This is a genomic window from Streptomyces sp. NPDC002537 (assembly GCF_053594975.1).
Map to the genome: position 1 here is coordinate 1 of NZ_JBSFWT010000032.1, position 14,573 is coordinate 14,573.

The 14,573-nt window shown below is 73.6% G+C and carries 10 protein-coding genes and 1 pseudogene; 4 read left to right on the forward strand and 7 right to left on the reverse strand.

Annotation, left to right across the window (positions count from 1 at the left end; translation table 11 throughout):
* Positions 1 to 69 precede the first annotated feature (69 nt).
* From ACWD4A_RS16680 to ACWD4A_RS16695, 4 genes and pseudogenes are all read right to left on the reverse strand, one after another.
* The gene (locus ACWD4A_RS16680) at positions 70 to 1,917 is read right to left on the reverse strand and encodes an acyl-CoA dehydrogenase family protein (RefSeq protein WP_451194451.1); all 1,848 of its coding nucleotides are present in this window, start codon (positions 1,915 to 1,917) and stop codon (positions 70 to 72) included.
* A 148-nt stretch (positions 1,918 to 2,065) separates the two neighbouring features.
* The gene (nirD, locus tag ACWD4A_RS16685) at positions 2,066 to 3,793 is read right to left on the reverse strand and encodes a nitrite reductase small subunit NirD (protein ID WP_451194453.1); all 1,728 of its coding nucleotides are present in this window, start codon (positions 3,791 to 3,793) and stop codon (positions 2,066 to 2,068) included.
* Positions 3,790 to 6,327: a nitrite reductase large subunit NirB gene (gene nirB / locus ACWD4A_RS16690; RefSeq protein ID WP_451194563.1), complete on the reverse strand. Its 2,538-nt coding sequence runs from the start codon at positions 6,325 to 6,327 to the stop codon at positions 3,790 to 3,792. Before nirB ends, nirD begins: the two co-directional genes overlap by 4 nt.
* Positions 6,328 to 6,501: 174 nt before the next feature.
* Positions 6,502 to 8,511 (reverse strand): annotated as a pseudogene (locus tag ACWD4A_RS16695) (molybdopterin oxidoreductase family protein); the annotation flags it as partial.
* A gap of 192 nt (positions 8,512 to 8,703) precedes the next feature.
* Here ACWD4A_RS16695 and ACWD4A_RS16700 point away from each other — a divergent pair.
* The 3 genes from ACWD4A_RS16700 (at position 8,704) to ACWD4A_RS16710 (ending at position 11,034) form a co-directional block, all read left to right on the forward strand.
* On the forward strand, positions 8,704 to 9,831 hold the full coding sequence (locus ACWD4A_RS16700; RefSeq protein WP_451194455.1) for a uroporphyrinogen-III synthase: 1,128 nt from the start codon (positions 8,704 to 8,706) through the stop codon (positions 9,829 to 9,831).
* 52 nt (positions 9,832 to 9,883) lie between these two features.
* The gene (locus tag ACWD4A_RS16705) at positions 9,884 to 10,351 is read left to right on the forward strand and encodes a hypothetical protein (RefSeq protein WP_451194457.1); all 468 of its coding nucleotides are present in this window, start codon (positions 9,884 to 9,886) and stop codon (positions 10,349 to 10,351) included.
* 119 nt (positions 10,352 to 10,470) lie between these two features.
* On the forward strand, positions 10,471 to 11,034 hold the full coding sequence (locus ACWD4A_RS16710) for an avidin/streptavidin family protein (RefSeq protein WP_451194459.1): 564 nt from the start codon (positions 10,471 to 10,473) through the stop codon (positions 11,032 to 11,034).
* A gap of 95 nt (positions 11,035 to 11,129) precedes the next feature.
* Here the strand turns inward: ACWD4A_RS16710 and ACWD4A_RS16715 are convergent, their stop codons facing one another.
* From ACWD4A_RS16715 to ACWD4A_RS16725, 3 genes are read right to left on the reverse strand one after another with little or no spacing between them, the layout of a single operon-like run.
* Positions 11,130 to 11,810 (reverse strand): energy-coupling factor ABC transporter ATP-binding protein, encoded by a 681-nt coding sequence (locus ACWD4A_RS16715; protein ID WP_451194461.1) that lies wholly within the window; start codon positions 11,808 to 11,810, stop codon positions 11,130 to 11,132.
* Positions 11,807 to 12,376, reverse strand: coding sequence for a biotin transporter BioY (locus ACWD4A_RS16720; RefSeq protein ID WP_451194463.1), 570 nt, complete (start codon positions 12,374 to 12,376; stop codon positions 11,807 to 11,809). Before ACWD4A_RS16720 ends, ACWD4A_RS16715 begins: the two co-directional genes overlap by 4 nt.
* Positions 12,377 to 12,419: 43 nt before the next feature.
* Positions 12,420 to 13,043 carry an energy-coupling factor transporter transmembrane component T family protein gene (locus tag ACWD4A_RS16725; protein ID WP_451194464.1) on the reverse strand — a complete coding sequence of 208 codons (624 nt, stop codon included), beginning with the start codon at positions 13,041 to 13,043 and terminating at the stop codon, positions 12,420 to 12,422.
* 212 nt (positions 13,044 to 13,255) lie between these two features.
* On the opposite strand from ACWD4A_RS16725, the gene ACWD4A_RS16730 reads away from it, so the two are divergent.
* Positions 13,256 to 14,413: an MFS transporter gene (locus ACWD4A_RS16730; protein WP_451194466.1), complete on the forward strand. Its 1,158-nt coding sequence runs from the start codon at positions 13,256 to 13,258 to the stop codon at positions 14,411 to 14,413.
* Positions 14,414 to 14,573 lie beyond the last annotated feature (160 nt).

Sequence of the window (14,573 nt, forward strand, 5' to 3'; positions counted from 1 at the left end):
GGCCGGGATTCGGCCCGTCCGGCGTCCGGCGGCACGTGCGGAGCGTGGCCGGGTTCCGCGGGAGGAACCTCAGCCCAGTGCGGGCACCCCGCCGGAGGCGGGGTGGTGCCAGGGGCCTTCCGGGTCGTCGTACGCGTCCGCGTACGACGGGTTGGCCAGAGGGATGGACGACAGGAACGTCTCCGGCAGGTCGAACGCCTCCACCAGGGTCGTCATATGGGGTGCGAGGGAGGCCGTCAGATTGTCCACCGCGTCCGGCAGTTCCCATACCTGATCCGCCGTCATATGGCCGTCCACCAGAAGGCTTCCGGTGTGCTGCCCGACCTGTCCGAGGAGGAAGAGGCGGCACAGGTCGTGCAGCAGACGGCGGGCCGCCGGGTGCTCCACGCGCGCCACCGCCGCGAGGAACGCGTCGGCGGCCTGGACGGCCGCGTGGGCGGCGACCGCCTCCATGGCCGGGTTGACGGCGGCGTTCCACCGGCTGAGCGCGTCCGGGTGCGGGCCCCGGCGCAGCCGGGTACGGGCGCGCCGGTGCCAGGCGGCCTCCACGGCCGCCAGCAGGTCCCGCAGGTGGGCGCAGTCGTCGAGGGAGGGCGCCCCGGTGGCCCGGGGCGTCTCCGCGCGGGGGTCGAAGACCAGCTCGGCGGCCGCCTTCACCCAGACGGCGAGGTTGTCGCCCTCGGCGGTGATCGCCCCCTCGATGTTCAGGGGGAAGTCGGCGATGCCGTTCACGGGGAACAGCCCCTGGGCGCCGCAGCGTTCACGGCACTCGACGGTGATGTCCCTGGCCTGCCAGGTGACCCACGCCTTGGTGATCGCGACGAGGCGCTCGGTGCGCGCCCGGTCCGGTTCCTCGTGCGTGGCCCACCGCCGTACGGTCTCGCGGTGGAGGAAGGTCATCGCGTACGCCGTGGCCAGATGGTTCAGCAGCCGCGCGTGGTGGCTGCGGTGCGCGACCAGCGGCACCCGCTCGTCGCCGCGCGGGCCGGATATGTAGCGGTGGTGGCCGTAGCGGACGGCGACGGCCAGCGCGGCCCTGGCGCTGCCCGCCCCGCCCGCGGACATGCACAGCTTCCCGATCGAGACCCGGCCGATGGCGTCCAGGAAGCGCTTGCGTCTGCTCCCCGGCCGCCCGGTGAGTAGCCCTTGGGGCGTCAGGCCGCCGTGCTCGCCCGCCAGCAGGGCCGACCACGGCAGGCGCACCCGGTCGAAGGACGTCAGGCAATGGTCGACGGGGCTGCCCGTGCGCTCCGGCAGTGTACGGATGCGGATGCCCGGCAGCGGACTGCTCGCGTCGGTGAGCGGGGTGAGGAAGAGGAACACGCCGTGGTCCTCCCCGTCGACCACGAGCCTGGCCGCCACGACCGCGCTCTTCGGGCCGCCGGCGGCACTGGTGTTGGGCATGAATTTCTGTGCCCCGGCGGCGGGGGTGTGGAGGACGAACCCGCCGCCCGCCCGGTCGAACGTGGCCGTGGTGCGCAGGGCTGCCGCGTCGTTGCCGTGTTCCAGCTCGGTACAGAGAAAGGTCCCGGTGCGCCGTAGCGCGACGAAGTCGCCGGTGTCCACCGTGGCACCGTGGTCCAGAAGGCTGCCCAGGAAAAGGTTGTAATGAATACCCGCCACCGTCGACAGCGAGCCGTCGACCACCGCCGTCCATTCGTGCATGGCGGCCAGCCGGTGCGGATCGGCGGCCAGCGCCAACGGGTCGTCCACCGTGGCGTTGAGCAGGGCGAGCCGCTCGTACGCCAGGTTCACCCGCTGCGCGGGCGACAGCCCCGGGTGGTGCCGGAAGGCACGCCCTCCGATCAGCCGGCGCCAGGGCTCGTGCACCCGCGCGGCATCGTGGTCGAAGAGGATCTGCGAAAGGGCACCCGTCGTGGTGAGCGGGCCGGTTGGGCATAAGCCGTTAGTGATCACACGGTCACCACTATCAGGAGCGGATCTTTCCGCGTACCCCCACCCCCCCGGATGCCCGGTCCAAGAGGGCTGTCGGCCAGCCGAGTTGACGACCATGGGGATGCTCAAAAGGTGTCAACTCGGCTTAATCGGCAAATGGGGGTGATCGTTATACCCGGTCCGCCGTCCGGGCCCGGCCGTACACGGTCAGGACCACCGCCGCGCACACCCCGTAGAACCCCAGGAAGGCGAGGTACGCGGAGTCCCCCCGCCCCGTCGTCAGGAAGGACTGCCGGAAGGCGACGTTGACCAGGACGCCGCCGAGGGCGCCGATGGCGCCCGCCAGGCCGATCAGGGCCGTGGCGCGGCGGTGCGCGGCGTCGGTGTCCGCGGCGGTCCGTGCCTTCGCGTGGTGGACCGCCGGGATCATGCGGTACGTGGAGCCGTTGCCGATGCCGCTGAGGATGAACAGGGCGACGAAACCGGCGAGGAAGCCGTCGAGGGAGTGCCGGCGTGACGACGCCAGGATGACGGCCGTCGCCGCGCCCATGGCCACGAAGACCGCGAGGGTGACCCGGGCGCCGCCGAAACGGTCGGCCCACGCGCCGCCCAGCGGACGGGACAGCGAACCCAGCAGAGGGCCGATGAACGTCAGACAGGCCACCTTCACCGGGGTGTCGAACTGCTCGTGGAACTGGATCTGCAGCACCTGCCCGAAGGCGAAGCCGAAGCCGATGAACGACCCGAACGTGCCCACGTAGAGCAGCGACAGCGCCCAGGTGTGGCCGTCGCCCGCGATCTCGCGCAGGGCCGGGCGGTCGCCGTGCCCCGCCGGGAGGTTGTCCATGCGCAGCGCCGCGGCCAGGGCGGTGACCAGGATCAGCGGGACGTACAGCAGCGGCAGCAGCCGGGGGTGGCCCGCGCCGGCGGTCGCCAGCACCAGCAGGCCGACGAGCTGGACCGCGGGCACGCCGAGGTTGCCGCCGCCCGCGTTGACACCGAGCGCCCGCCCCTTGAGCCGCCGGGGGTAGAAGGCGTTGATGTTGGCCATGGACGAGGCGAAGTTCCCGCCGCCGACCCCGGTCGCGCACGCGACGAGCAGCAACGTGCCGTAGGAGACGCCCGGTTCGAGGACCACGGCGATCAGCACGGTCGGCACCAGCAGGAGCAGCGCGCTGATCACCGTCCAGTTCCGGCCGCCGAAGCGGACCACGGCCGAGGTGTACGGGAGCCGCAGCAGCGCCCCGAGGGCCGTGGGCAGGGCCGTGAGCGTGAACTTCCCGGCCGGGTCGATGCCGTACTCCGGCCCGAGGAAGAGCACGAGGACCGAGAACATGCTCCACACCGAGAACCCGATGTGCTCGGTGACGACGGACAGCACCAGATTGCGGCGCGCGGCCCGGGCGCCGGTGCGCTCCCAGAACCCGGTGTCCTCGGGCCGCCATTCGGACAGGGTCAGGGCGCGCGGGCGCACCCCGGCGGTGCCGCCGGGAGCCGCCGGGGCCTCGACCGTACGGACCCGCCAGGTGCGCAGCGCGGGCGGTGCGCCGTCCCCGGCGGCCTCCTCGTCGAGGCAGACGCCGGTGCGCAGGTCGAAGGTCTGCTTGTACATGGGCGAGGTCACCACCGGCACCCCGTTCCGGCTGCCGGTGATGCCGCGGGAGATGACGTGCGCCCCGCTGAACGGGTCGCGGTTGGCGAGGGCGAACAGGGCGCCGGACTCGTCGCGGAAGAGGGCCACTTGCTCGTCGCCGACGAGGGCGGCGCGCCCCCGGCCGGGGGTGAGGTCGTCGTAGCGGCAGACGGTCGTCCAGGTGGCGCCGTCGCCGACCTCGACGATCGGTGACGGGGTGGCGGCGGGGGCCGCCTCGGTGCCGGGGAGCACGGCGTCGTTCATCGTGCGGTCGCCTTCCCTGTGGGTGCGGTGCCCGCGGGCGGCGGGAGGACGTGGCCGTCCTCGTCCGGGCGGGCGGGGCGGATCTGGGCGCGCTCGGGGACGAAGCGCACGGTGGGATCGGGGGTGTCGGGGGCGTTGACGAAGGACGCGAAGCGGCGCAGGCGCTCGGGGTCGGCCAGGGTGGCGGCCCACTCGTCCTCGTAGCCCTCGATATGACGGGCCATCAGGTCATCGAGGTCGGCACCGATGCCGAGGGCGTCGTCGACGACGACGGCCCGCAGGTGGTCGAGCCCGCCCTCCAGCCGCTCGAGCCAGGGCGCGGTGCGTTCGAGACGGTCGGCGGTACGGATGTAGAACATCAGGAAGCGGTCGATCGTGCGGATGAGGGTGGCGCGGTCGACGTCCTCGGCCAGCAGGTCGGCGTGGCGGGGCGAGGTGCCGCCGTTGCCGCCGACGTAGAGGTTCCAGCCCGCGGCGGTCGCGATCACCCCGAAGTCCTTGCCACGCGCCTCGGCGCACTCGCGGGCGCACCCGGACACGGCCGACTTCAGCTTGTGCGGCGCCCGCAGGCCCCGGTAACGCAGCTCCAGTTCGACGGCGAGGGCGACGGAGTCCTGCACCCCGTACCGGCACCAGGTCTGCCCCACACAGGACTTCACGGTGCGCAGCGCCTTGCCGTAGGCGTGCCCGGACTCGAACCCGGCGTCCACCAGACGGCGCCAGATCGCGGGCAGCTGGTCGACGGCCGCGCCGAACATGTCGATCCGCTGCCCTCCGGTGATCTTCGTGTAGAGGCCGAAGTCCCGGGCGATGGCACCGATGGTGATCAGGCCCTCGGGGGTGATCTCCCCGCCGGGGACGCGCGGCACCACCGAATAGGAGCCGTTGCGCTGGATGTTGGCGAGGAAGTGGTCGTTGGTGTCCTGGAGGGCGGCCTGCTCGCCGTCCAGGATGTACGAGGAGTCGCCGAGGCCCGCGAGGACGGAGGCGACGACGGGCTTGCAGACCGCGCACCCCCGCCCGCTGCCGTGCTCGGCGACGAGCCTGCCGAACGTGGTGATGCCCTTGACGCGGACGATCTCGTACAGCTCGGCGCGCGAGAGGGCGAAGTGCTCGCACAGGCCGCGCGCGGGGGCGACGCCCGACGCGGCGAGCGCCTCGGTCACGATCCCGCCGACCAGCTTCTCGCAACTGCCGCAGCCCGTACCGGCCTTGGTGCGCCGCTTGACCGCGGCCACGGAGGCACAGCCGCCCTCCACCACGGCCGACCTGATGGCGCTCTTGGCGACGTTGTGGCAGGAACAGACCACAGCGTCGTCGGGGAGCCCCACCGCGCCGGGCGCCACCCCGGCCCCACCGGGCAGCAGCAACTGCTCCGGCGGCACGGGCAGCGGCTCACCGCTCCCGGCGAGCGGCCGCAGCGTGGCGTAGGAGTCGGTGTCCCCGACGAGGACGCCGCCCAGCAGCGCCCCGTCCGCGTCGACGACCAGCTTCTTGTAGACGCCCGCCCGGCTGTCCGCGTACAGCACCTCCAGCGCGCCCTCGGTGGTGCCGTGCGCGTCACCGAAGCTCGCCACGTCGACACCCAGCAGCTTGAGCTTCGTCGAGGTGTCGGCGCCCGTGAACCCGCCGTCCCGGCCGCCGAGCCGCCGGGCGGCGGCCTCCGCCATCGCGTACCCGGGGGCGACCAGACCGTAGACCCGCCCGTCGGCCGCCTGCGCGCACTCGCCGATCGCCAGGATGCCGGGGTCGGCCGTACGGCAGCCGGTGTCGACGACGATGCCGCCGCGCCCGCCGACGGGCAGCCCGCACTCCCGGGCCAGCGCGTCCCGGGGCCGGACGCCCGCGGAGAAGACGACCAGGTCCGCCTCCAGCCGGGTGCCGTCCGACAGCGTCATCTCCCGGACCCGGCCGTCCGGTCCGGCCCCGATCCGCTCGGCGGCCACCCCCGTGTGCACGGTCACCCCCAGCGCCTCGATCTTGCGGCGCAGCAGCGCGCCGCCCGCCGCGTCGACCTGGACGGCCATCAGCCGGGGCGCGAACTCCACCACGTGCGTGTCCAGCCCCATCGTCCGCAGCGCCCCGGCCGCCTCCAGCCCGAGCAGCCCGCCCCCGACGACGACCCCCCTCCGGGCGTCGGCCGCGCGGGCACGGATGGCGGCCACGTCCTCCAGCGTGCGGTAGACGTGGCAGCCCTCGGCGTCGTGTCCGGGAACGGGCGGCACGAAGGGGTACGAGCCGGTGGCCAGGACCAGCGTGTCGTAGGGCACATGACGGCCGGACGCGGTGCGTACGGTCCGCCCCCGCCGGTCCACGCCGGTGACCGCGTCACCGAGGCGCAGCTCGATGCCGTGCTCGTCGAGGAAGCCGGGCGGGCACACCGACAGTTCGCCGGCGGGGGTGCCGGAGAACACCGACGTGAGCCGGACCCGGTCGTACGCGGGACGGGGCTCCTCCGCGAGCACGGTCACCTGCCAGCGCCGGTCCGCCCCCGCCTGCTCGTACAGCGCCTCCAGGAACCGCTGGCCGACCATGCCGTGCCCCACGAGGACCAGCCGCCGGCCGCCGGGGGGCGGCCGCCGCCGGACACCGCCCGCGGCGGCCGGCCGCGCGGCACCGCCGCCCTCGACGGCCTTCTCCACCCGCACCGCGCACACCTTGAACTCGGGCATCCGCGACTCCGGGTCCAGGGCGGGATTGGTCAGGTTGTTGGCCCGGCCCGGCCCCGGCCAGTGGAAGGGCACGAAGACCGTGTCGGGACGGATGGTGTCCGTGATCCTGGCGGGCGCCGTGACCCGGCCGCGCCTGCTGGTCACCGTCAGCAACTCGCCCTCCGCCGCCGCGAGCCGGCCGGCGAGCCGTGGATGGATCTCCACGAAGGGGCCGGGCGCGGCCGCGTTGGACGCCGGGACGCGCCGGGTCTGCGCACCGCTCTGGTAGTGCGAAGCCACCCGGCCGGTCGTCAGACGCAGCGGGAAGCCGGCATCGGTCTCCTCGGCGGGCGGGCGGTGGGAGACCGCGGCGAACCGCGCCCGGCCGTCCGGCGTCGCGAACCGGTCGAGGAACAGCCGTGGCGTGCCCGGGTGCGCGGTCCCCGGACACGGCCAGAACACCCCGTCCTCGCTCCGGATGCGGGCGTAGCTGATCCCCGCGTAGTCCGCGACGCCGCCCGCCGAAGCGCGCCGCAGCTCCTCGAAGACCTCCTCCGGGTCCGCGGAGAACCCCCGCCCGGCGCCCAGCCGTCCGGCCAGCTCCTTCAGCACGTACAGATCGCTCCGCACGCCCTCCGGGGGCGCGACCGCGGCCTGGCGCAGGATCACCCGCCCCTCCAGATTGGTGACCGTGCCCGTCTCCTCCGCCCACTGCGCCGCCGGGAGCACCACGTCCGCCAGCTCCGCGGTCTCCGACAGCACGACATCGCTGACGACGAGGAAGTCCAACGCCCGCAGCCTGTCGGTGACATGAGAGGCGTGCGGGGCGGACACCACCGGGTTGGAACCCATCACCATCAGGGCCCGGACCCCGTCCGCGGTCCCCGCCCGGTCGAGCAGCTCGTACGCGGACAGCCCCGGCCCCGGGAGATCCTCCGCGTCCAGACCCCACACACCGGCGACGTGCGCGCGGGCGGCGGGGTCCGTCAGCGAACGGTAGCCCGGCAGCTGATCGGACTTCTGGCCGTGCTCACGCCCGCCCTGACCGTTGCCCTGACCCGTCAGACAGCCGAAGCCGCTGCCGGGACGGCCCGCCTTGCCGGTGGCCAGGCACAGATTGATCCACGCCCGTACGGTGTCCGTGCCCTTGCTGTGCTGCTCCGTGCCACGGGCCGTCAGCACCATCCCCGAGGCCGCCCCCGCGAACAGGCGCGCCGCCTCGCGGAGTTGGTCGGCCGGCACCCCCGTGATCTCCGCGACCCGCTCCGGCGGATGCGCCAGGGCCGCCGCCCGCGCCTCCTCGAAACCCGCCGTACGGGCCGCGACGAACTCCCGGTCCACCAGCCCCTCCGCGACGACCACGTGCAGCAGCCCCGACGCCAGCGCCAGATCCGTACCCGGCCGCGGCGACAGATGGAGATCGGCGATCCGCGCCGTCCGCGTACGCCGCGGATCGATCACGATCAGCCGCCCGCCGTTCTCCCGCATCCGGGTGAAGTACCGCAGCGCCGGCGGCATCGTCTCCGCCGGATTGCCTCCCGCCAGGATCACGCATCCCGCGTTCTCCACATCCGCCAGCGGAAACGGCAGCCCGCGGTCGACGCCGAACGCCGCACGGTTCGCGGCCGCCGCCGAGGACATGCAGAAGCGCCCGTTGTAGTCGATGTGCGGGGTGCGCAGCACCACCCGCGCGAACTTCCCCAGCAGATACGCCTTCTCATTGGTCAGCCCGCCCCCGCCGAACACCCCCACGGCCTCCCGGCCGTACCGCTCCGCCGCACCGGAGAGACCGGCAGCCACCCGGTCCAGGGCCCGCTCCCACGACACCTCCCGCAGCACGCCCGTGGCCGGATCGCGCGACAGCGGCACCGTCAGCCGCACTCCGCCCGCCAGCACGGCCGCGGCGTTCTGTCCCTTGCCGCACAGCGCCCCGCGGTTGACGGGGAAGGCGGGGCGCTCCACGACCTCCACCGGTGGCGCGCCGGGCACACCAAGGGGAGCCGTCGTACGCAGACGCATACCGCACTGCAACGCGCAGTACGGGCAGTGGGTGTCGGTCGTCGTCATAGCACGCAGCGTGACCCCGGCCTGTTACACCGCCGCATCCACCGTGTTGCGGCCGCGGGACGAACTCCTCACCGCCGCCCGGTGGCGCGGTGATGTCCAGGGCGCACGCATTTAACACACGTGACCGACCACGCCGCATCGGCATGACAACCCCGCAACCCCCCGGAAACACCGTCCGGGCACCCTGCGCCCATGGGTACGAGCACCATCCCGGCGCCGGGACCGCTGACGGGCTTCACCATCGGAGTGACGGCCGCGCGCCGCCGCGAGGAACTCGTCGCGCTGCTGCTCCGCCGCGGCGCCCGCACCATCGAGGCACCCACCCTCAGCATCGTCCCGCTCGGCGACGACACCGCGCTGCGCCGCGCCACCGAACGCTGCCTGGCCGCACCCCTCGACTACGTCGTCGCCACCACGGGCGTCGGCTGGCGCGGCTGGATGAGCGCCGCCGAGGGCTGGGGCCAGGGCGCGGCGCTCGTCCGCGCCTGCCGGGCCGCCGCCGTCGTCAGCCGCGGGCCGAAGGCCATCGGGGCGGTACGGGCCAGCGGCCTCGACGAGGCGTTCTCCCCGTCGACCGAGGCCAACCGCGACCTCCTCGCCTGGCTGCTGGCCCGCGACCTCCACGGGCGCCGCGTGGCCGTCCAGGAACACGGCGCGCCCCTCGACGGCTTCACCGCCGCGCTGCGGGAACGCGGCGCCGACGTCATCGAGGTCCCCGTCTACCGCTGGGGACCGCCGGAGGACCCCGAAGCCGTCCGCAGGCTCGTCGACGCGACCGTGCGCGGCGACGTCCACGCCCTGACCTTCACCAGCGCACCGGCGGCCGTCGCCCTGCTGGAGGCCGCGGCCGCCGCGGGCCGCCGGGAGGAACTGCTCGCCGCCCTGCGCGCGGACGTCGCCGCCGTCTGCGTCGGCGAGCTCTGCGCCCAGCCTCTCCGCGCGGCCGGTACGCCCGTCCACCACCCGGAACGGGGCCGGCTCGGCGCGCTCGTGCGCACCCTCACCGACCTCCTGCAACAGCGCGGCAGACGCCAACTGGCCGGAGTACCGGGCGGACTGGTGCTCCAGGGCGACGCCCTGCTCGGCGCCGGCGCCCCGATCTGGCTGCCGCCGCTGTCCGCCGCCGTGCTGCGCGCGCTCGCCGAACGGCCCGGCAGCGTCCTCAGCCGCGGCGAACTCCTCCGGCGGGCCTGGCCGGGCGGCCGCGCCGACGAACACGCGGTGGACGTGTCCGTCGCCCGCCTCCGCAAGGCACTGGGCGCGCACGCGGGCTTGGTCAGGACGGTCCCGAAACGGGGTTACCGGCTGGCGGGTCAGTGACGTAGCGTGGCGATCAGGCCCACGGGGGGCCGGTTCGCGAAGGGGGAGTCGGGTGCGGAGAGCAGCGCAGTGCACGGGGGTGGCGCTGGCCGCCACGGTGCTGATGACCGGCTGCGGGAGCGGCGGTGGCGACAAGGCCGACAAGCCGTCCGCGAGTGCCTCCTCACCACAGGCCCCGGGCCCGGGGGAAGTCCCGGCCGCGAACGGCGGCGGACACCTCGACGGCGTCTACGGGGCGCGTTCCGACGACGGCACGATCGGCCTGTCCATATTCCAGGGCAAGGCCGTCGTCTACGCCAAGAACGGGCAGCGCGTCTGCACCGGCACCGTCGGCGAGCGCGCGAAACCGGTGACGCTCGCGCTGAAGTGCGCGGACGGCGACACGGAGCGCTCCGCGGGGACCGTCGAGAAGTCGGAAGGCAAGACGCTGGTGGTCTCCTGGGGCGCGGGGAAGACGGACACCTTCGCCAGAACCGGCGACCCGGTCCCCCTCCCGTCCCCGAAGAAGCTCGGCGGCTGACCGCCGTTCGAGCCCGCGGAGCGGGGAACTGTTGAGGGGCGGACAAGCACTCGGAACGTCGGTAGGCTGCTGCGGACCCGCTTCCGGGCTCGACGAGTGTCGACAAGGAGTGTGTGTTCGTGACCCGTACGAGAAGAACTCTCTTCGCAGCGTCCGCCCTGTTGCTGTCCGCCGTCACCGTGTCCGCGAGTGCCTCCGCGGACTCCGGGGACGCGACCGCCCCGCAGAGGAGCACCACGGGAATCACCGGCACCTGGTACAACGAGCTGGGTTCGACCATGATCGTCACCGCGAACGCGGACGGCGGCCTCACCGGCACCTACGAGTCCGCCGTCGGCAACGCGCAGAACCGCTATGTCCTGACCGGCCGTTACGACGACGCCGCCTCCGACAGTGGCGGCACCGCCCTCGGCTGGACGGTCGGCTGGCACAACGAGTACCGCAACGCCCATTCGGCCACGACCTGGAGCGGCCAGTACTTCGGTGGTGACAAGGCGCGGATCAGCACCCAGTGGCTGCTGACCTCCGGTACCACCAACGCCGACGAGTGGAGGTCCACCATGGTCGGCCACGACCTCTTCGGCAGGGCCAAGCCCTCGGCGGCCGAGATCGAGCAGGCCAGGAAGCTGGGCGCGGGCTCCGCCGATCCGTTCACGCTCGCGCGGAACCGGTCCGGCCACTGAACGGCTGCTGATCGGCCACCGATCGGCCACCGATCGTCCGGAGCCGTCCGGATGCCGTCCGGAGCACAGGGCTCCGGGCGGCTCCCCGAGGGCGACTACAGCGGCGGGTGCATCGCGACGTACGCGGCGATGCTCTCGTCGGCCGGGCCGTCCGCGACCACCCGGCCCCGGTCGAACACGATCACCCGGTCGAATTCCGCGAGCAGTTCGAGGTCGTGCGAGACGACCACGACCTTCTGGTCGAGCTCGCGGATGAGCCTGCCGACCCGGCGCTTGTTCCGCAGGTCCAGCAGGGTCGTCGGCTCGTCGAACACCACATAGCGGGGCCGGGTCACCAGCACCGCGGCGATCGCCAGCAGCTGCTTCTGGCCACCGCTCAGCAGATGCGCCGGGTGGTCCCGGAACTCGCTCAGCCCGTACTCCGCCAGCGCCTCGGAGACCCGCCCGGCGATCTCCTCCCTGCTCAGCCCCCGGCGCCGCAGCCCGAACGCGAGATCCTCGGCGACCGTCGGCATCACGATCTGGATGTCCGGGTCCTGGAAGACGAAGCCGACGCGGCGCCGGACCTCCCTGCCCTTCCGCCCCGTGTCCAGTCCGTCCACGCCGACCCGGCCCTCGGTGGGCACCAGCAGGCCGTTCAGCAGCCGGACGAACGTGCTCTTGCCCGAGCCGTTCGACCCGACGACGGCGACGCGGTCCTCGGTGAGCGTCAGATCGACGTCCCGCAGCACCTGGCGCTCGCCGTACCGGTGGCTGACGCCCTCGACCTCGATCACGCGCGGCCGTCCCGGACCCTCGGCCGGTCCGCGATCATCGGATAGGCCCTGCGCACGGTCACCGCGGCCAGCGAACCGATCACGGCCTTGACCAGGTCGCCGGGGAGGAACACGACCGAGCCCGTGACCGCCTTGGCGAGCGGCAGGTGCGCGGCGACGGCCATCCACGGGATGCCGATGGCATAGAGCACGAGCGCGCCGCCGACGAAGTTGCACAGCAGGGCCGTCAGGTGGTTGTAGTGCTTCCACAGCCGTTCGGTCAGCAGGCCCGTGACGAACGCGCCGACCGGGTAGGCGAGGACGAAGCCGCCGGTCGGCCCGAGGATCACGCCCAGGCCACCGCGGCCACCGGGCAGCACGGGAAGGCCGATCACGACCAGCACGACGAACAGCAGGATCGCCAGACCGCCCCGGCGCGCGCCGATGACCGCGCCCGCGAGGATCACCCCGAGCGTCTGGGACGTGAACGGAGCGGGCACGAGCGGCAGCTCGATCAGCGGAAAGAAACCGAGCACCACCATGATCGCGGCGAACAGCGCGATCTGTGCCATGTCCTTCGTACGCAAGCCAGGTCCCCCGGTCCGGAGCGCCTCTCGCTCCAGCGGATCATCATAGTTCGCGGCGCTTCCCGGACGGCCCGGGGCCGTCGACGCCTCTGGCGTCGAGCGCCTCGCCCAGCCCGTCCGCCAGCCGCAACGTCTTGACCAGCAGCGGAGCCAGGAACAGCGTGCTGCGCTCCACCCCGCGCGCCCGCTGCGCGGCCCGCACCTGATCGGCCTGCTCCTTGATCACCGGGATGAACCGGATCGTCATGGCCACCACCAGGCCGACCCGCTCCGGCCGGACCCCGAGCGGGGCCAGCGGCCGCAGCGCCGTCTCGATCGCCGCGATCATCGCGGACGTCCTGGTGGTCAGCGTCACCAGATTCGCCAGCATCACCAGCACCACGATGCGCAGCCCCACCCCAACGGCGGTCTCCCAGCCGGAGAGCAGCCATTGGACGGCCAGGAGCGACACCGCGAACGGCAGCACCGTGAGCAGCTGCCGGACCGCCGTCCGCCAGGGGACGCGGGCCAGCGCGTAACACAGCCCGACCCCCGCGACGGCCGCGCCGAGGACGGCGACGGAGTGCACGAAGAACAGCGACGTGCCCGCCGCGAACAGGATCAGCAGCTTCACCCCCGCGGGCAGGGCGTGGACGGGCGTGCGCGCGTCGTGGTGCAGGCTCAGCATTCCGGCATTCTTCCCCCAGGCCCGGACCGCGCCGGAACCGGGGGGCCGCGCGGGCGGCCGGGGCGGCCGGGGCGGATCTTCTCCCGCTCTTCCCCCGCGCGTCCCCCGGCCGGAACAGGTGCCGAGAGGGCTCCCCAACTCCGCTCACCCGTCGCGGGGTTGGCCGCGGACCCCGTCGTGGCCCTCGCGCCCGCCGTGGAATGATCCCGCCCATGGACCGATTCGGCAGGATCCCGACGCTCGCCGCGGGCGCGTTCGCGGTCGGCACCAGCGGCTACATCGTCACCGGCGTACTCCCGCAGCTGAGCGACGAACTCTCCGTCTCCGTGTCCACGGGCGGGCTGCTGACCACGTCGTTCGCCGTGGCGTACGCCGTCGGCTCCCCGCTGCTGGCCGTGGCCACCAACAGCTGGGGGCGGCGCCCGCTGATCATCGCCGCGCTGCTGGTGGCCACGCTCGGCAACGCCTTCGCGGCGCTGGCGCCCACCTTCTCCACCCTGCTGGCTGCCAGGATCGTCACCGCCGTGGGCGCCGCCGTGTTCACACCGGCGGCCACGGCGGTGGCCGCCGAACTCAGCGGTCCGGAACGCAGGGCGCGGGCGGTGGCGTGGGTGTTCGGAGGGATGACGATCGCCACGATCGTCGGCGTGCCCGCGGGCTCCCTGCTGGTCGGGCCGCTGGGCTACCGCGGGGTGTTCTGGCTGGTCGCCGCGTGCTGCGGGCTCGCGACGGTGGCCACGGCCGTGACCCTGCCACCGGTCGCCGCGCCGCCGGAGGTGAGCCTGCGACAGCGGTTCGCGGTCCTGGGGGACCCGCGCGTGGTCGCCGTCCTGGGCATCACGCTGGCGGCCAGCCTCGGGGTGTTCACCGTCTACACCTACGTGGCGCCCGTGCTGAAGTCGACCGCCGGGGTCAAGGGCGGGGCACTGAGCCTGCTGCTGTTCGGGTACGGCGTCGGCGGCGCGATCGGCAATGTCGTCGGCGGGGTCGCCGCCGACCGGTACGGCTACCGGGTGCCGTTGCTGACGGCCGTGTCCGGGAGCGTGCTGGCCCTGGCGGTGCTGCCCGCGGCCGGTCATGTGGCGGCCGCGGCCGTCGTGCTGTTCCTGTGGGGCCTGTCCACCTGGGCGTTCAACCCGCCCGTCCAGCGTCGGCTGATCGAGCTGTCGCCCAGTGCGAGCGGCCTGTTGCTGGCGCTCAACGCCTCGGCGCTCTACCTGGGGATCGGGCTGTCCGGGGTCGCCGGGGGAGCGGTGATCGACCACGCCGGCCTCGGCACGGTGCCCCTGACCGGGGCGGGGCTGTGCCTGGTCGCCGTCACGATCCACCTGGCGTCGAGCCGCCGGGCCGCGGAGCTACACTGTGGCTGAATTCGCGGCAGGGGGTGGGTCCGTGCTGGAACCGAGAGGCGCCGTCGGAATTCCCACCGGGGCGTCACACGGCCTCGGCCCGTATATCACCGGGCATTTGGCGGGGGCGGGCGTCCGACCGGCGCCGGCGGCCCGCCGCGGAGACACAGGAGCGTTCGCG